The organism is Pseudomonas sp. S34, assembly GCF_009866745.1.
Lineage (GTDB): Bacteria > Pseudomonadota > Gammaproteobacteria > Pseudomonadales > Pseudomonadaceae > Aquipseudomonas > Aquipseudomonas jessenii.
Genome location: NZ_CP019398.1, coordinates 1,558,698 through 1,577,073, shown reverse-complemented (window position 1 = coordinate 1,577,073; position 18,376 = coordinate 1,558,698). Strand labels below are relative to the sequence as shown.

Here is an 18,376-nt window from a genome sequence, read left to right as displayed (position 1 = left end):
GCCGGCAACGCTCAAAACGTTAAAAGGAGAGCCCGCTCGCGGGCGAACAACCAATGCTTTATCGCCGCTTTGAAAAACTGATCGATGTTTTCCGCGAAGCACCGACGGCGTCTCCGCCGGACCGGGTTTTCCCTTTCTACACTTATTACCTCAAGCAGGTCTGGCCGAGCTTCGCCGCCCTGCTGATCGTCGGCCTGATTGGTGCGTTGATCGAGGTGGCGTTGTTCAGCTACCTGAGCCGTATCATCGACCTGGCCCAAGGCACGCCGAACATCAATCTGTTCCAGGATCACGCCCTCGAACTGACCTGGATGGTGGTGGTTGCGCTGGTGCTGCGCCCCATCTTCGTGGGCCTGCATGACCTGCTGGTGCACCAGACCCTGAGCCCCAGCATGACCAGCATGATCCGCTGGCAGAACCACAGCTACGTGCTCAAGCAGAGCCTGAATTTTTTCCAGAACGACTTCGCCGGGCGCATCGCCCAACGCATCATGCAAACCGGCAACTCACTGCGCGATTCCGCCGTGCAAGCCGTGGATGCGTTGTGGCATGTGCTGATCTACGCCATCAGTTCCCTGGTGCTGTTCGCCGAAGCCGACTGGCGCCTGATAATCCCGCTGCTGACCTGGATCTTCGCCTTCATCGGCGCCCTCTGTTACTTCGTGCCACGGGTCAAGGATCGCTCGGTGGTGGCGTCCGATGCGCGCTCCAAACTCATGGGGCGGATTGTCGACGGCTACACCAACATCACCACCCTGAAATTGTTCGCCCACACCAACTTCGAGCAGCAATACGCCCGCGAAGCGATCAAGGAACAGACCGAAAAGGCGCAACTGGCTGGCCGTGTCGTCACCAGCATGGACGTGGTCATCACCAGCATGAACGGCTTGCTGATCGTCTGCACCACCGGCCTGGCCCTGTGGTTGTGGACGCAGTCGTTGATCAGCGTCGGGGCGATTGCCCTGGCCACCGGCCTGGTGATCCGCATCGTCAACATGTCCGGCTGGATCATGTGGGTGGTGACCGGCATTTTCGAAAACATCGGCATGGTGCAGGACGGTCTGCAGACCATCTCGCAACCGGTCAGCGTCACCGACCGCGACCAGGCCAAACCCCTGGCGGTGGCCCGTGGCGAAGTACGCTTCGAACAGGTGGATTTCCACTATGGCAAGCAGAGCGGGATCATCGGCGACCTCAATCTGAGCATCAAGGCTGGCGAGAAAATCGGCCTGATCGGCCCTTCCGGCGCCGGCAAGTCAACCCTGGTGAACCTGCTGCTGCGCCTGTACGACGTCGAAGGCGGACGCATCCTGATCGACGGCCAGAACATCGCCGACGTCAGCCAGGAAAGCCTGCGCGAACGCATCGGCATGATCACCCAGGACACCTCGCTGCTGCACCGTTCGATCCGTGACAACCTGCTGTATGGCAAACCCGACGCCACCGACGCCCAACTCTGGGAAGCGGTGCACAAGGCCCGGGCTGACGGTTTCATTCCTTCGTTGTCGGACGCTGAAGGCCGTACCGGTTTCGATGCCCACGTCGGTGAGCGCGGGGTGAAACTCTCCGGCGGCCAGCGCCAGCGCATCGCCATCGCCCGGGTACTGCTCAAGGACGCGCCGATCCTGATCATGGATGAGGCCACGTCGGCACTGGACTCGGAAGTCGAAGCGGCGATCCAGGAAAGTCTCGAGACCCTGATGCAGGGCAAAACCGTGATCGCCATCGCTCACCGGCTCTCGACCATCGCTCGGATGGACCGGCTGGTGGTGCTGGAAAACGGCAAGATCGCCGAAACCGGAACCCACGCCGAGCTGCTCGCCCATGGCGGTTTGTATGCGCGGTTGTGGCAACACCAGACCGGTGGGTTTGTCGGGATCGATTGATCCCTTGATCAACACACCAATCCCTGTGGGAGCGAGCTTGCTCGCGATGACGGAGTGTCAGTCGACAGCAATGTTGTCTGGTCCGCCGCTATCGCGAGCAAGCTCGCTCCCACAGAGTCCCAGTGAAGCCGAAAAATTTTAGAAAACCGCCAGGACCCGCGAACAACGGGCCCTGGCGGTTTTTTGTGCCTGCTGGAATTCTGAAAAAACCGTGCTGTACTGACTTCAACGTTCTGGAGATGGTTCTGCAGTCCATCAGCTGGATGCTAAAGGCAGCATAATCTCGAAAGGGCACTCTCCTATGTCTCTGTTAAAACGTTCGGCGACTGAGTTGGTTGGTACGTTCTGGCTGGTGTTGGGTGGTTGCGGCAGCGCAGTGTTGGCGGCGGCTTTTCCGGAGGTGGGGATCGGCCTGCTCGGGGTGTCCTTTGCGTTTGGCCTGACAGTGCTGACCATGGCTTTTGCCATTGGCCATATTTCCGGTTGTCATCTCAACCCCGCGGTATCCCTCGGCCTGGTGGTGGGTGGACGGTTTCCGGCCAAGGAATTGCCGGCCTACATCATTGCCCAGGTCATTGGCGGTGTGATTGCCGCCGCGCTGCTGTACTTCATTGCCAGCGGCAAACCCGGTTTCGAACTGGCGGGAGGCCTGGCGTCCAACGGCTACGGCGAACACTCGCCTGGCGGCTATTCGATGGCGGCAGGGTTTGTCTGTGAACTGGTGATGACCGCGATGTTCATCCTGATCATCCTCGGCGCCACCGACAAACGTGCACCGGCAGGACTGGCACCCATTGCCATCGGCCTGGGGCTGACGCTGATCCACCTGATCTCGATCCCGGTCACCAACACTTCAGTCAACCCGGCGCGCAGCACCGGCCCGGCGCTGATCGTCGGCGGCTGGGCGATTCAACAACTGTGGATGTTCTGGGTCGCGCCGCTACTGGGTGCAGTGGTCGGTGGCGTGCTGTATCGCTGGCTGGGCAAGGAAGAAAGCTGACACGCTGAAGTTCAGCCCTGTCGATAAGGCAAGGCTGACTTCGCATCCTCTGCATAAGCCAGCACCCCCAGCCGCTCCTGCTCCAGGAAGTCTTTCACCGCAGCTTTCAATCCCGAATGCCGCAAGTAGTGCCAGGAATGCGTAATGACTGGCTCGAATCCGCGAATCAGTTTGTGCTCGCCCTGGGCTCCGGCATCGAAACGCTGGAAACCGTTGGCAATGGCATAGTCCATGCCCTGGTAGAAACAGGTCTCGAAATGCAGGCGATCGAACTCTGCCAGGCATCCCCAGTAACGGCCATAAAAGCTGTCGCCCCCCACCAGACTGAACGCCATCGCCACCGGCCTTGAACCCTGTTTGGCCAGTACCACGCGAATCGACTCAGGCATGCGCTCGGCCAGCAGGCTGAAAAACTCCCGCGTCAGGTACGGCGCTTGCCGGCGCACCGCGTACGTATTGGCGTAGCAGGCATAGACGAAATCCCATTGCGCCTGGCTCAGTTCCCGCCCCGCCAGCCATTCGAATTCGAAGCCCTGGCCGGCCACCTGCTCGCGCTCCTTGCGCATCTGTTTGCGCTTGCGCGAACTGAGAACGTCGAGGAAGTCCTGGAAATCCCGGTAGCCGCGATTCTGCCAGTGGTATTGACAGCCAACGCGCTGCAGCCAGCCCGGTTGCTCGCTCAGTGCCGCGTCGGTAAACGGATCGGTGAAATTGATGTGGGCACTGGAGAGCCCTTCAAGCTCCAGGTAGCCCGGCAGGCTTTTCAACAACTCGAAGCCGTCTTCGACCGTGGCCGCCAACAGCCGCGGCCCGGTGACCGGACTGAACGGCACCGCGCTCAACAGCTTGGGGTAGTAGTCGATGCCGGCACGTTCACAGGCATCGGCCCAGGCGTGATCGAACACGTACTCGCCATAGGAATGCCACTTGCGATAACCGGGCAGCGCGGCGATCAGTCGATCCCCTTCGACGTGCAATAAATGCTCGGGCTGCCAGCCGGTATGGGGTCCGACGCTGCCGCTGTCTTCCAGAGCGCTCAAAAAGGCGTGACGCAGAAAAGGCTGAGTCTCGGGCACCAGTGCGTCCCACGTCTGCGGGGCGATTTCTGACAGTTTTTGCAGGCGTTGCAACGGCATCACCATCCTCACTCTTCATGGCGTGAAAGCCCCGCGAGTATCGCCTATCGCTCTGCAATGCACACGGGCAAAACGACGACAGCGCTCTAACTCAATAGTTCACGGCAGCTTTGTATCGTCATCGACATGACATCACATTGCCACCGCCCTGTAATAAACCATCGCGATACTGGCGCCTGTTTTTAGAGCGCCGGGTTATACCCGGCCACTGTTTTCCGCCCCCTTATGGTCGGTTGTGTCCCGGATGGCTCTGTCATCCCCTCTCATCTTCGGAGATTGATATGCGTCTTGCTTCCACGAAAACTGCGGCGGCCTTGTGCGGTGGACTGTTGCTGGCCATGAGTGTTCCGGCCAGTGCCGCAGTCGACGCCAAACTGCTCGACATGCTCAAGGCTAACGGCTCGATCACCAGCGCGCAGTACAGCGAACTGCAAGCCGAGCTGGCCAGGGATCAGAAAGAACAGCAGATCGCCCGTCAGGCTCAGCAAGAGACCAACGAGCAAATCGCGGCCACCGCGAAGAAAACCGACACACTGAGCGCTTTCGACCAGAAACTGGCCTGGGCTGCCAAGACCCAGTTCAAGGGCGACGTGCGCTTCCGTCAGGAAACCGTGCACAACGATGGCGTATCCAACAACAAAGACCAGGACCGTCAGCGCATTCGTGCCCGCCTGGGTGCCTACACCGAAATCAACCCGCAAGTCGACACCGGTATCCGTATCGCCACCGGCAACAACGACGACGCTCGATCCACCAACCAGAGCCTGGACAACTACTTCGACAAGAAGCAGATCTGGCTGGACCAGGGTTACGTCGACTACCACCCGGACGCGATCAAGAACCTGCACCTGGTTGGCGGCAAGATGCCGCAACAATGGGTGAGCATGGGCGACATCATCTGGGATAGCGACATCAGCCCGGAAGGTCTGGCCGTTACCTACAAGTACCCGCTGAGCGGCAGCACCGAGCTGTTCGGCAGCGCCGGTCACTACACCCTCAAGGACAACGTCGACGGTGAAGGCGTGCAGTTCAAGCACGACCTGCGCCTGTATGCCGGCCAGTTGGGTGGTCGCTTCGCCATCACCGACAGCATGAAAATGACCTTGGGCGGCAGTCTCTACGCCTACGACAACGATGACAGCAGCGCCTGCCCTACCAGCGGCACCGTCACCACGCCGTGCGCACTGGCCGTCAACGGCAACAGCCCGGGCGAACAGTTCAAACTGTACGAAGGCTTTGGCCAGCTGGACTTCTCCAACCTGCCAGTACCGCTGTCGCTGTACGGTCAGTACGTCAACAACGCCGATGCCAGCAACGACCAGGACACTGGCTGGTTGGCCGGTGTCAAGACCAAGCTCTACGGCTTCGGCGTGGACTACAACTACCGCGACGTACAGCGTAACGCTGTGGTGGGCGCCTTCACCGACTCCGACTTCGCCAACGGCTTCACCGGTTCGCGCGGCAGCAAGCTGAAAGTGAGCTACGAACTGGACAAGAACTTCACCCTGGGCGCGACCTACTACATGGCGACCTCGGACCAGACCAACGCCAACATCAAAAAAACCGATTCGGACATCAACACCCTGCAACTGGATGCCGAAGCCAAGTTCTGATTCACCCCGCTATACGACTCGGGCAAGGAAGCCCGGGACGCTTTTACAGCCTGGCTTTGATGTATCGGTCCCCATCATCCTCCGACACATCAACGCCGGGCTGTTTTCATATCCCCGCCTGCACATATTCATTGTGGCGAGGGGGCTTGCCCCCGTTGGATCGCGAAGCGATCCCAAACCCGGCCACTGCAATTTGACAGACATACCGTATCAGCCTGTTCTACGTCGACTTCGTCGCCGAACGGGGGCAAGCCCCCTCGCCACAAAAGCCCTGCCAAAAAAATCGCAGCTACGACAGTTAAAACAATTTCAGCGCTTGCGCAGCAACACGCTACCAATCGAATAACCGGCACCGAACGAGCTGAGCACGGCCAGCGAACCTGCAGCCAGATCGTCCTGGTTCTTGTGGAACGCAATCACGGAACCGGCGGAACTGGTGTTGGCGTAGGTGTCGAGAATCACCGGCGCTTCCTGTTCGGTGGCGTCGCGACCCAGCAGTTTCTTGACGATCAGGTGGTTCATGCTGAGGTTGGCCTGGTGCAGCCAGAAGCGCTTCACGTCGCTGACGTTGAGCTGGTTTTCCTGCAGATGCTCACCGATCAGCTCGGCAACCAACGGGCAGACCTCCTTGAACACCTTGCGGCCTTCCTGCACGAACAGTTTGTCCTTGGCACCGATGCCCTCTTCCGCCGCGCGGTTGAGGAAGCCGAAGTTGTTGCGGATGTTGTTGGAGAACTTGGTCAGCAGCTTGGTGCTGACGATGTCGAACTGGTACTTGGACGTCGCCAGGTCAGCACGCTCGATGATCACCGCGGTGGCAGCGTCACCGAAGATGAAGTGGCTGTCGCGGTCACGGAAGTTCAGGTGGCCGGTGCAGACTTCCGGGTTGACCATCAGGACCGCCCGGGCCTGGCCCAGCTGCACGCTGTTGGCGGCGGTCTGGATACCGAAGGTCGCCGAGGAGCACGCCACGTTCATGTCGAAACCGAAACCCTGGATGCCCAGCGCTTCCTGGACTTCGATGGCAATGGCCGGGTAGGCGCGCTGCAGGTTGGAACAGGCGACGATCACGCCGTCGATGTCCGCGGCGGTCTTGCCGGCGCGCTGCAAGGCTTGTTCGGCCGCGCCGATGGCCATCTGGCACAGCACCGACCACTCGTCGTTGGAGCGCTCCGGCAGGCGTGGGGCCATGCGCTGCGGGTCGAGGATGCCATCCTTGTCCATGACAAAGCGGCTCTTGATGCCCGAGGCTTTTTCGATGAACGCGGCGCTGGATTCGGTCAATGCCTCCACTTCACCGCGCGCAATGGCATCGGCGTTGTCGGCGTTGAATTGCGCGACGTAAGTATTGAAAGACTGCACCAGCTCTTCGTTGGAAATGCTATTGGCCGGGGTGTACAGGCCGGTGCCGCTGATGACGACGTTATGCATGGTCGTGTCTCTAATCTGTTCAGGCAGAAAGCATTGGCACCGTCGTACCAATACACAAAGGGTCTATTCCCATCCGGGGGACGCAAACCTGGCATCGCTTTATTCCTGCTCGCAACCGGGTCGAAGGCTCTAGGTCGCGAAACTGGCGTTTATGGTCGCGAAGTTTGCCATAAACCTTGGGTTTTGGCGCCTTTTGCGAGAGCAACGCAATACTTGTAGGAGCGAGCTTGCTCGCGATGGACTAGAGAACGCCGTGGGGTGTCAGGTTCCCAGCGTTATCGTTGACGACCATCGCGAGCAAGCTCGCTCCTACAGGGATTGTGTCAGGCCTCTACCTGACTCCACTGCTTGTTCAGCCGCTTGTCGGAGATAGGCACCTTGGTTCCCAACTGTTGCGCAAACAACGAAACCCGGTATTCCTCCAGCCACCAGCGATACAACTCCAGCTGCGGATCGCGCTTGCCTTCCTGGGCGTGTTTGCTGGCGCGGGTCTGGTATTGCGTCCACAGGCCGCTCAATTCGCCGCTCCAGACCCGGTCGCGCTGCACCTGGGCACCGATTTTTTCAAAGCGCTGTTCGATCGCCTTGAGGTAACGCGGCAACTCCTTGAGCCACTGCATCGGCGTTTCCCGGACAAACCCCGGATAGACCAGGTAGCTGAGCTGCTGCTTGATGTCGTTCAGGGCCACGGCTTGGGCGAGATCGATCTTGCCCTTGAAGCGCTTTTGCAGGCCATGCCAGAGCTTGAGGATTTCCAGGGTCAGCTTCGCCACACGTTCGGCGTGCTCGGTCCAGGCGCCACGCTTGCGCTCGGCCAGGGACGCCAGACCGGCGCCGTCACGGGGCAGCGGGTCTTCACCTTCGAGAATGCAGCTGTCGAGGCTGGCCAGCAGAATGTCTTCCACCAGCGCATCGACCCGTCCCATGTCGCGGTACAGCAGGCCCAATTCGGTCAGGCCCGGCAACTTGCCGCGCAGGAACTTCGCAGGCTCAGCCAGTTGCTGCATCAGCAAGCGTTGCAGGGCACGGCGATGCTGGAACTCGGCTTCGGCCGGGGTGGAGAAACGTCCTTCCTTGACCGTGCCCGCCTCTTCCACCAGCGCCGGATACACCGTCATCGACAGTCCGGCGATCTTCTGTTGGGTTTTCTCGGCCACGGCGGCAAACACTTTCGGCTCCACCGGTTGCTGGCTCTTCGCGGTTTGCGGCACCGCCAATGCAGCCTGGCTGGCCTCGGCGAAACGCGCGGTGAGCTCGGCCAGATCGCGACCTTCGCCGAGGAACTTGCCCTGGGCGTCGACGATTTCCAGGTTCATCCGCAGATGACTTTCGACCTGCTGCGCGGCCTCGCTCCAGGCTTCATCGCTGACGCGGGCACCGGTCATGCGCAGCAGTTCGCGACCCAAGGCCTGAGGCAGCGAGCCCTCGGCAAAGGTCATACGCTGCAAGGCCGCCTTGACGAAGTCCGGCACCGGTACGAAATTCTTGCGCAAGGCCTTGGGCAGGTTGCGCACCAGGGCAATGCACTTGGCTTCGATGACGCCCGGCACCAACCATTCCAGGCGTTCCGGTGGCAGCATCGGCAACAGCGGTGCCGGCACGCGCAGGGTCACGCCGTCGCGCGGGTGATTCGGTTCGAAGTGGTAGCTGAGGGCTAATTCCAGATCGCCGATATGCAGCGTATCCGGGTAATGCTGGGCGGTGACTTCACTGGCTTCGCGGGCCAGCACGTCTTCTTCGCGCATGATCAGCAGCTGCGGGTCTTTCTGGCTGTTGATCCGGTACCAGCTGTCGAAGGTCGCGGTCTGATGGATCTCCGCCGGCAGCCGTGCATCGTAGAAGGCGTACAGGGTTTCTTCGTCGGCGAGAATATCGCGACGGCGGGCCTTGGCTTCCAGTTCGTCGAGTTGTTCCAGCAGCTGTTTGTTGGCGGTCAGGCACTTGGCTTTCGACTGGATCTCGCCGCGTACCAGTGCTTCGCGGATAAACAACTCGCGTGAAACCACCGGATCCACCGGGCCGTAATGCACCGGCCGGCGCCCGACCACGATCAACCCGAACAGGGTGATCTGCTCGAACGCCACGACCTGACCGCGCTTCTTCTCCCAGTGGGGCTCGAAGTGGTTCTTCTTGATCAAGTGCCCGGCCAGCGGCTCGATCCAGTCGGCATCGATCTTGGCGACCATACGCGCGTAGAGCTTGGTGGTTTCCACCAGTTCGGCGGTCATCAACCATTGCGGGCGTTTTTTGCCGATTCCCGACGACGGGTGAATCCAGAAGCGCCGCTGACGGGCGCCAAGGTAATCGCCCTCTTCGGTTTTCTGGCCGATCTGGCTGAGCAACCCCACCAGCACCGCTTTGTGCAGTTTCGGATAGTCCGCCGGCTCTTTATTGAGGCTCAGCTGCATGTCGCGGCAGATCAGGCTCAATTGGCGATGGGAGTCGCGCCACTCGCGCAGGCGCAGGTAATTGAGGAAATTCTTGCGGCACCAGTTTCGCAGCGGACTGGCCGTCAGCGCCTGGCGCTGCTCTTCGAAACCACGCCACAGATTGACCAGCCCGGCGAAGTCCGAGTCGGCGTCTTTCCACTGGGCGTGGGCCTGATCCGCCGCTTGCTGACGCTCCGGCGGACGCTCGCGCGGGTCCTGGATCGACATGGCGCTGGCGACGATCAGCACTTCCTGCAGGCTGCCGAGCTTCGCCGCTTCCAGCAGCATGCGGCCCATGCGCGGGTCCACCGGCAGCCGCGCCAGTTGGCGACCGAGCGGAGTCAGCTGGCTGTTGCGGTCCACCGCCGAAAGTTCTTGCAGCAGGTTGTAACCGTCGCTGATGGCCTTGCCATCCGGTGGCTCGATGAACGGGAACGCGGTGACTTCGCCGAGGCGCAGATGCAGCATCTGCAAAATGACCGCCGCGAGGTTGGTGCGCAGGATTTCCGGATCGGTAAACTCCGGGCGACCGAGGAAATCCTCTTCGCTGTACAGGCGCACGCAGATGCCCGGCTCGACCCGCCCGCATCGTCCTTTACGCTGGTTGGCGCTGGCTTGGGAAACCGCTTCAATCGGCAGGCGCTGGACCTTGGCGCGGTAGCTGTAGCGGCTGATGCGCGCCGTTCCGCTGTCGATCACGTAGCGAATGCCCGGCACGGTCAGCGAGGTTTCCGCGACGTTGGTCGCCAGAACCACGCGACGGCCTGGGTGAGACTGGAAAATCCGCTGTTGCTCGGCCGGCGACAACCGCGCGTACAACGGCAGGATTTCGGTGTGCTTGAGCTGAGCCTTGCGTAGCATGTCGGCGGCGTCGCGAATCTCGCGTTCACCGGGCAGGAACACCAGCACGTCACCGGGGCTGCGGCGTTCGCTGCGCTCGTAGGCGGCGATTTCGTCGAGGGTGGCGAGGATCGCCTGATCCACCGTCAGATCGTCCTCGACGCGATTGCCCTCTTCGTCCTGCTCAAGCGTCAGCGGGCGATACCAGGTGTCCACCGGATAGGTGCGGCCGGATACCTCGACAATCGGCGCGTCATCGAAGTGCTTGGAGAAACGCTCCAGGTCGATGGTTGCCGAAGTGATGATGACTTTCAGGTCGGGACGGCGCGGCAGCAGGGTTTTCAGGTAGCCGAGCAGGAAGTCGATGTTGAGGCTGCGTTCGTGGGCCTCGTCGACGATGATCGTGTCGTAGCGTTCCAGATAACGATCATTCTGGGTTTCCGCCAGCAGGATGCCGTCGGTCATCAGTTTGATCAGGGTGCTGGAATCACTCTGATCCTCGAATCGCACCTGATAGCCGACCAACGCGCCCAGCGGTGTACCGAGTTCTTCGGCGACCCGGCTGGCGACGCTGCGCGCAGCGATCCGGCGGGGCTGGGTGTGGCCGATCAGGCCGTGCTGGCCGCGGCCGATTTCCAGGCAGATCTTCGGCAACTGGGTGGTTTTACCCGAGCCGGTCTCACCGGCGATGATCAGCACCTGATGCTTTTCCAGCGCCTTTTTGATTTCGTCGCGCTTGGCGGCGATTGGCAGGCTGTCGTCGTAACGGATCACCGGCAGGCTGGCCTTGCGCGCCAGTACCTGCTCACAGGACGCCTGCATCCGCGTCACCCACTGGCCCAGCCTGGCCTCGTCGGGTTTCTTGCGCAGCTCAAGCAACTGCCGCCGCAGCCGGTGGCGGTCGGCGAGCATGGCGTGATCGAGGTTTTTCAGCAGTTTGTCGATGGAGGGCGATTCGTCGGTCATCGGGTACGCAATTCAGTCGTCTAGTGGCGCAGGGTGCGGATTGTCGCAGATTTTACGACCGCTGCGCGGCCGATCGCGAGCAAGCTCGCTCCCACACTGGATGTATAGCGACCACAAAATCAGGGCACACTGCAGTCAAATGTGGGAGCGAGCTTGCTCGCGATGGCGTCGGTGAGAACTACTCGTTGTCCAGGCCTTTACGCCGATACGGAAACACATCAATCACCTTCCCCGCCCGAATCGCTTCCTGCAGGCTCTTCCAGTAATCGGCGTTGTACAACTCGCCATGCAACTGATCGAACAACTTGCGTTGCCCCGAATCGGCAAACAGGAACGGTGGAAACTCTTCCGGGAACACGTCCAGTGGCCCGATCGAGTACCACGGTTCGGACGCCATTTCATCTTCGGGTGTACGTGGCAACGGGATGTGGCGGAAATTGGCCTCGGTGAGGAAGCAGATCTCGTCGTAGTCGTAGAACACCACCCGACCGTGACGGGTCACCCCGAAGTTCTTCAGCAGCATGTCGCCGGGAAAGATGTTGGCCGCCGCCAGTTGCTTGATCGCCAGCCCATAGTCTTCCAGGGCCTCGCGCACCTGCGCCTCGTTGGCGTTCTCCAGGTAGAGGTTCAGCGGGGTCATGCGGCGCTCGGTCCAGCAGTGGCGGATCAGCACCGTATCGTCGTCCACCGACACTGTGGACGGTGCGACTTCCAGCAGTTCCTCCAGGCACGCCGGATCGAACTTGCTCAGGGGGAAACGGAAGTCGGCGAACTCCTGGGTATCGGCCATGCGCCCGACCCGGTCGACGCTTTTCACCAGGCGGTACTTTTCGATCACCGTGGCGCGGTCGACGTTTTTCGACGGCGAGAAACGGTCCTTGATGATTTTGAACACGGTGTTGAAACCCGGCAAGGTGAACACGCTCATGACCATGCCGCGCACGCCGGGGGCCATGATGAACTGGTCGTCGGTATTGGCCAGGTGATTGATCAGTGCCCGGTAGAATTCCGACTTGCCGTGCTTGTAGAAGCCGATCGAGGTGTACAGCTCGGCAATGTGCTTGCCCGGCAGGATGCGTCGCAGAAAGCCGATGAACTCCGCCGGCACCGGCACATCCACCATGAAATACGAGCGGGTGAACGAGAAGATGATCGACACGTCTGCTTCATCGGTGATCAGCGCATCGATCTGGATGCCGCGACCCTCCAGGTGCAGCAATGGAATTGCCAGCGGCCATTGCTCGTCGGCGGTGTAGATGCGCCCCACCAGGTACGCGCCTTTATTGCGGTACAGCACCGAGGAAAACAGCTCGACGCTCAGCTCCGGATCCTTGCACACCCAATCCGGCAGGTTCTCGCGCAGTTGCGCTTCGAGGCGCTTCAGGTCACCGGCCAGGTCGGCGTAATCCTCGCTGAAGCGGTAGTCGGCGAAGATGCTGGCGAGCATCGCCGACAATTGGCCTTGCGGCTTGTAGGTGCGGGTTTGCGCGGCCCGGGCACGGCGCAGGCTCGGCCGGGTGGTGTGGATGAACATGCAGCCGTCACTGATCAGGTCATGGCTGAACAGTCCGCAGAAGATCGAGTTGTACCAGGTCTCGGACAGTTCATCGTCGAAGCGCAGGTCGATCAGGCTGATGTAGGCGTTTTTGACCAGCGGCCAGCAGCTGACGTCCAGGGTGTCGGCGTCAAACGCGGTGCGCAGTCGCTCCACCGTTTCACCGACCTTGTCTTCATACAGATTGATCCGTGCCGCCGACGCCGTCTGCGTTTCCTGCCACTTGGCCTGTTCGAAGCGGGCCCGGGCGCCGTCGGTGATCTGGCGAAAATGCTCGCGGTAATCGTCAAAGCCATCGAGGATCAAGCGGGCGATGTCGGCGGCTGGCCATTGCTGCGGCATGGTGAGACCTCTGCGGGAATTCGGGAGGCTTGAGCTTAGCCAGTGAACCGGGTGCAGGAGAAGCGTAATTTTGCGGGTGAATTAAATGCCCGGTTTTCGGTTGCCATCGATCACACACTCAGCAACACTTTCGCCCCTCCCCCAAGGAAGGACCGCTCTGTGAACCCCGTCGATATTTTCCGTTTACTGTCCCTGGCGGCCATTTGGGGGGCCAGTTTTCTGTTCATGCGCATCATCGCCCCGGTGATCGGCAGCATTCCTACCGCTTTTTTCCGTGTATCGATCGCCGCTGCCGGACTGCTGGTGATTCTCGGCCTGATGCGCATCAGTTGGGACTTCAAGGGCAAACTCAAGACCGTGATGCTGCTCGGGGTGATCAACTCCGGGATTCCGGCGACGCTCTATTCGGTGGCTGCGCAGGTGCTACCAGCCGGTTACTCGTCGATTTTCAATGCCACGACACCCTTGATGGGCGTGCTGATCGGCGGCCTGTTTTTCCATGAAAGGCTCACTGGCGCCAAACTCGGCGGCGTGTTCCTGGGGCTGTTCGGCGTGGGCGTGCTGACCCGTGCCGGTCCGGTGGCGTTCGATTTGGAACTGCTGATGGGTGCCGTCGCCTGCCTGCTCGCGACCACCTGCTATGGATTTGCGGGGTTTCTGGCCCGCCGCTGGCTCGATCAGGCCGGTGGTCTCGACAGCCGTTTGTCGGCAGTGGGCAGCATGCTTGGCGCGACGTTGTTCCTGCTGCCGCTGTTCGGCTACAGCGTGATCAGCCAACCACCCGCGACCTGGGGCGGCTGGAGTGTCTGGCTCTCGTTGCTGGGGTTGGGTCTGGGATGCACGGCGTTTGCGTACATTATTTACTTCCGCCTCCTGAGCTCGATTGGTCCGGTGAAATCGATGACTACGACCTTTTTGATCCCATTGTTCGGCGTGTTGTGGGGGGCGCTGTTTCTCGATGAGCCACTGTCGATGGCGCATATCTATGGCGGGTTGTTGATTGCGCTGGCGTTGTGGTTGGTGTTGAAGCCGGCTGCGGTGAAACCGGGTTTGGTGGCTGGCCGGTAGTGTTGTGGCGTTGCGGATGACGCCTTCGCGGGCAAGCCCGCTCCCACATTTGATCAGAGTGTTCACAAATTATGCGTTCACAACAGATCCAGCGTGGGAGCGAGCTTGCTCGCGATGGCGTCAGCCCAGACACCGACAATCACAAGGCCGAAGCACTCACCTCCCCATCCACCAACCGCCGAATCCCCAGCGGATTGCCGTTCTGCAACACCTCGGGCAGCAATGCATCCGGATAATTCTGGAAGCACACCGGCCGCAGGAAGCGGTCGATAGCCAGGGTGCCCACCGAGGTGCCCCGCGAGTCGGATGTCGCCGGATACGGCCCGCCATGCACCATGGCCTCGCAGACTTCAACCCCGGTCGGATAGCCGTTGAGCAAGATCCGTCCGACCTTTTCTTGCAGCAATTCAGCCAGCCAGCGGTACTCCAGTAATTCGTTCGCCTCACCAATCAGCGTCGCCGTCAATTGCCCGCGCAGGCCCTGCAACGCTGCCGCCAACTGTGCCTGGTCCTCGAGCTCAATGACGATGGTGGTCGGCCCGAACACTTCCTCCTGCAGCAACTCATCGCCCTTGAGCAACAGGCTGGCATCGGCCTTGAACACCTGCGGCTGCGCCTGATTGCCCTGTTGCGGCCGGCCCGCCAGGTGGGTCAGGCCCGGATGCTCGTGCAGTTCACCAAGGCCCCGGCCGTAGCTGGCCAGCGCACCGGCGTTGAGCATGGTTTGCGCCGGTTGCTGGTTCATGTGGGCGCAGAATGTCTCAAGAAAAGCACTGAACTGTGGCGAGCGCACAGCAATGACCAAGCCCGGATTGGTGCAGAACTGCCCGCAGCCCAGGGTCACCGAACCGGCCAATTGCGCCGCGATCTGCTCGCCGCGCACCTTGAGGGCTTCGGGCAGCAGGAACACCGGGTTGATGCTCGACATCTCGGCGAACACCGGGATCGGTTGTGGCCGGGTCGCCGCCATGTGGCTCAGGGCATTGCCGCCCTTGAGCGAACCGGTGAAGCCCACCGCCTGAATCGCCGGATGCTTGACCAGCCATTCGCCGACACCGCCACCATAAATCATGTTGAACACACCGGTCGGCATAGCGGTTTTTTCCGCCGCGCGGATGATCGCGTCAGCCACCCACTCGGCGGTTGCCATGTGCCCGCTGTGGGCCTTGAACACCACCGGGCAACCGGCAGCCAGTGCCGAGGCGGTATCGCCACCGGCAGTGGAAAATGCCAGCGGGAAGTTGCTGGCACCGAACACCGCTACCGGTCCGATGGCGATGCGGTACTGGCGCAGATCCGGACGCGGCAACGGCTGACGATCCGGCAATGCCCGGTCAATGCGCGCACCATAGAAATCGCCGCGACGCAGCACCTTGGCGAACAGGCGTAACTGGCCGCTGGTGCGTCCGCGCTCACCTTGAATACGCCCGGCCGGCAACGCGGTTTCGCGGCACACGGTGGCGACGAACTCATCACCCAGCCCGTCGATTTCATCGGCAATGGCATCGAGGAACCGCGCACGTTTTTCCGCACTCAGGTTGCGATAGACCGGGTACGCCGCAGCCGCCGCTTTCGCGGCAGCATCCACCTCGGCTTCGCTGGCCTGGACGAAGGTTTGGGGCAACGGCTCGCCAGTGGTGGCGTCGAGGCTTTGCAGCTGCAGCGTACCGTTGGCACTGCGGCGACCGCCGATGTAGTTGTGTCCAGATAATGTGGTCATGAGTGATTCCTTGATCGTCTGGCTAGCCGAAGATTTGTGCGGCGCTCTTGAGTCCATCGCGAGCAAGCTCGCTCCTACAGCGTACGCACCTGACCGATGCCAAGCGGCTGGGCGCTTTCTCCGATGCCGTTGACCAACGGCTCACCGAACTCATCGAGACTGATCTGGAAGCGATCCCCCGGTTGGGTTTTCACCCCGTCGGCAAACGACAGCGTGGCGGTGCCGAAGTAGTGCACGTGGACATCGCCGGGTCGCAGAAACTGCGCGTATTTGAAGTGGTGGAATTCCAGGTTCGCCAGGCTGTGGCACATGTTGTCTTCGCCGCTGAGAAACTCCTTTTCCCAGATCGTTTGCCCGTTACGCTTGATGCGGCTGGTGCCCACCAGATGCCTGGGCAATTCACCGACACGCAGCGCCGGACCGTAGGAGCAACTGCGCAGTTTCGAATGGGCGAGGTACAGATAATTGCGCCGCTCCATGACGTGGTCGGAGAACTCGTTGCCCAGCGCAAAACCGACACGGTATGGCTGGCCGTCGTCGCCGATTACATACAGGCCGGTCAGCTCAGGTTCTTCACCGGCATCCTCGGCAAACGGCGGCACCGGGAAATCCGCACCGGGACGCACGACGATGCTGCCGTCGCCCTTGTAGAACCACTCCGGCTGCGCACCGACCTGCCCTGCCGCCGGTTTACCGCCTTCCAACCCCCACTTGAACATGCGCATGGTGTCGGTCATGCCGGCTTCGACTTCGCCGTCGTGCTGGTGCATCTTGTCCCGGGTCGCGGCACTGCCCAGATGGGTCAGACCGGTGCCGCTGATCAGGCAGTGAGCGGGGTCTTCGTGGTCCAGCGGTGGCAGTACTTTGCCCTGCTGCAACAGCGTCGCGTAATCCGGTCCCGGTTCGGTACCGCGCAAGGCGACTTCTTCTTGCAGATTGCGTTGCGCACGAATCGCCGCCAGCGCGAGTTCACGGGTGCTGCGAGTATCGCGCACCACCAGAATCTGCGCCCCGGCGACCAGGCCGACCTGGCGCTCGCGGTCAGTGTTTTCAAATTGAATCAGGTGCATGTTGTGTCTCCGATCAGTCATCCGAACGCCGCTCGAATGCGGCGCTTGAAGGTCATTCGATGATGTTGAAATCGCTCAGGTACTCATCGGAGATTTCCAGGCCCAGGCCCGGCTTGTTGTCATCCAGCTGGATGTAGCCGTTGACAGGTTGCGGCTCGCCCTTGAATACGTAGTAGAAGAGTTCGTTGCCGACCTCGACGTCGAACACCGGGAAGAACTCGGCCATCGGCGAGGCGGTGGTGGACATGGTCAGGTGATAGTTGTGCATCTGCCCGGCATGGGGGATGACCGGCACCGACCAGGCTTCGGCCATGGCGTTGATCTTGCGCGCGGCGGTGATGCCGCCGACGCGGTTGGTGTCGTACTGGATGACGTCGACGGCGCGGCGTTCCAGCAGGTCCTTGAAACCGTAGGAGGTGAACTCGTGCTCGCCGCCGGAGATTGGCATGATCCCCATCTTCTTCAGCTCGATGTAGCCTTCGATGTCGTCGGCGATTACCGGTTCTTCGAGCCAGCGCGGTTCGAATTCGGCCAGTTTCGGCAACATGCGCCGGGCATATTCCAGGGTCCAGCCCATGTAGCATTCGAGCATGATGTCGACGTCGGGACCGGCCAGCTCACGCAGGGCGCGCACTTGTTCGATGTTGCGGCGCATACCTGCCGGACCGTCTTTCGGACCGTAGCCGAAACGCATTTTCAGCGCGGTGAAACCCTGGTTCAGGTAACCCTGGGCTTCTTCGAGGAACAGGTCGAGGTTGTCGTTGGCGTAGAGCTTGGACGCGTAGGTCCAGATCTTTTCCTTGGTGCGCCCGCCGAGCAGTTTGAACACCGGCTTGTTCACCGCTTTGCCCATGATGTCCCAGATGGCGATGTCGATCGCCGAGATCGCCGCCATGCCGATGCCCTTGCGGCCCCAGGCGTGGCTCTGGCGGTACATTTTCTGCCAGATGTATTCGTTGTCGAAGGGGTCTTCGCCGATGGCGATCGGTGCCAGGTAGGTGTCGATGATTTCCTTGGCCACACGCGGCGCCAGGGCGCAGTTACCGATGCCGACGAGGCCGGTGTCGGTCTCGACTTCCACCACCAGCCAGCCGTGGAAACGGAACGAGCCCATGGCGTCGCCACGTTCGAACAGGATGTCGCTGGCGTTGGTGCAGAAGTGCGCCTGGGGTGGCACGACTTTGCCTTTCCACTCGAAAACGCGGGTACGGATCGCTTTGATTTTCATGAATACAGTTCCTTGGGCTGTCGGCTTCTTGTCATTGTTGGTCGTGTGCGCAGGGCCTTTTGATGGAGGGGCTCGGGCATTCGATGGGCCGA

Annotated in this window: 11 protein-coding genes and 1 pseudogene; 4 read left to right on the top strand and 8 right to left on the bottom strand. The window is 61.1% G+C overall.

The features are described 5' to 3' along the window. Nucleotides 1-53: 53 nt before the first annotated feature. Together PspS34_RS06890 and aqpZ are read left to right on the top strand one after the other, a co-directional pair. The gene (locus tag PspS34_RS06890) at nucleotides 54-1,886 is read left to right on the top strand and encodes an ABC transporter ATP-binding protein (RefSeq protein ID WP_150813363.1); all 1,833 of its coding nucleotides are present in this window, start codon (nucleotides 54-56) and stop codon (nucleotides 1,884-1,886) included. 301 nt (nucleotides 1,887-2,187) lie between these two features. Continuing rightward, nucleotides 2,188-2,886 (top strand): aquaporin Z, encoded by a 699-nt coding sequence (aqpZ, locus tag PspS34_RS06885; RefSeq protein ID WP_090453724.1) that lies wholly within the window; start codon nucleotides 2,188-2,190, stop codon nucleotides 2,884-2,886. Nucleotides 2,887-2,897: 11 nt separating this feature from the next. On the opposite strand, the gene PspS34_RS06880 is transcribed toward aqpZ, so the two are convergent. Then, a complete protein-coding gene (locus PspS34_RS06880; RefSeq protein WP_154860789.1) occupies nucleotides 2,898-4,022 on the bottom strand; it encodes a GNAT family N-acetyltransferase in 1,125 nt (374 codons plus the stop codon). 281 nt (nucleotides 4,023-4,303) lie between these two features. On the opposite strand from PspS34_RS06880, the gene PspS34_RS06875 reads away from it, so the two are divergent. Further along, nucleotides 4,304-5,635 carry a putative porin gene (locus PspS34_RS06875; protein ID WP_057715980.1) on the top strand — a complete coding sequence of 444 codons (1,332 nt, stop codon included), beginning with the start codon at nucleotides 4,304-4,306 and terminating at the stop codon, nucleotides 5,633-5,635. Nucleotides 5,636-5,944: 309 nt separating this feature from the next. On the opposite strand, the gene PspS34_RS06870 is transcribed toward PspS34_RS06875, so the two are convergent. From PspS34_RS06870 to aceK, 4 genes and pseudogenes are all read right to left on the bottom strand, one after another. After that, nucleotides 5,945-7,066, bottom strand: coding sequence for a beta-ketoacyl-ACP synthase III (locus PspS34_RS06870; protein ID WP_057715981.1), 1,122 nt, complete (start codon nucleotides 7,064-7,066; stop codon nucleotides 5,945-5,947). A gap of 244 nt (nucleotides 7,067-7,310) precedes the next feature. Continuing rightward, nucleotides 7,311-7,385, bottom strand: a pseudogene (locus PspS34_RS28855) (outer membrane lipoprotein carrier protein LolA); the annotation flags it as partial. A 4-nt stretch (nucleotides 7,386-7,389) separates the two neighbouring features. Next, complete coding sequence (gene hrpA / locus PspS34_RS06865) at nucleotides 7,390-11,301, bottom strand: ATP-dependent RNA helicase HrpA (protein WP_154860790.1); 3,912 nt, start codon at nucleotides 11,299-11,301, stop codon at nucleotides 7,390-7,392. A gap of 178 nt (nucleotides 11,302-11,479) precedes the next feature. After that, nucleotides 11,480-13,198, bottom strand: a complete 1,719-nt coding sequence (gene aceK, locus PspS34_RS06860; protein ID WP_150814860.1) for a bifunctional isocitrate dehydrogenase kinase/phosphatase — start codon at nucleotides 13,196-13,198, stop codon at nucleotides 11,480-11,482. Between the two features lie 159 nt (nucleotides 13,199-13,357). On the opposite strand from aceK, the gene PspS34_RS06855 reads away from it, so the two are divergent. Next, nucleotides 13,358-14,266, top strand: a complete 909-nt coding sequence (locus tag PspS34_RS06855) for a DMT family transporter (RefSeq protein WP_102671265.1) — start codon at nucleotides 13,358-13,360, stop codon at nucleotides 14,264-14,266. A 139-nt stretch (nucleotides 14,267-14,405) separates the two neighbouring features. Here PspS34_RS06855 and PspS34_RS06850 read toward each other — a convergent pair whose 3' ends face one another. From PspS34_RS06850 to PspS34_RS06840, 3 genes are all read right to left on the bottom strand, one after another. Next, nucleotides 14,406-15,986 carry an aldehyde dehydrogenase (NADP(+)) gene (locus PspS34_RS06850; RefSeq protein ID WP_154860791.1) on the bottom strand — a complete coding sequence of 527 codons (1,581 nt, stop codon included), beginning with the start codon at nucleotides 15,984-15,986 and terminating at the stop codon, nucleotides 14,406-14,408. A gap of 74 nt (nucleotides 15,987-16,060) precedes the next feature. Beyond that, a complete protein-coding gene (araD1, locus tag PspS34_RS06845; protein ID WP_150814862.1) occupies nucleotides 16,061-17,056 on the bottom strand; it encodes an AraD1 family protein in 996 nt (331 codons plus the stop codon). Nucleotides 17,057-17,108: 52 nt separating this feature from the next. After that, nucleotides 17,109-18,284, bottom strand: a complete 1,176-nt coding sequence (locus PspS34_RS06840; RefSeq protein WP_007972458.1) for an L-rhamnonate dehydratase — start codon at nucleotides 18,282-18,284, stop codon at nucleotides 17,109-17,111. Nucleotides 18,285-18,376: the final 92 nt, after the last annotated feature.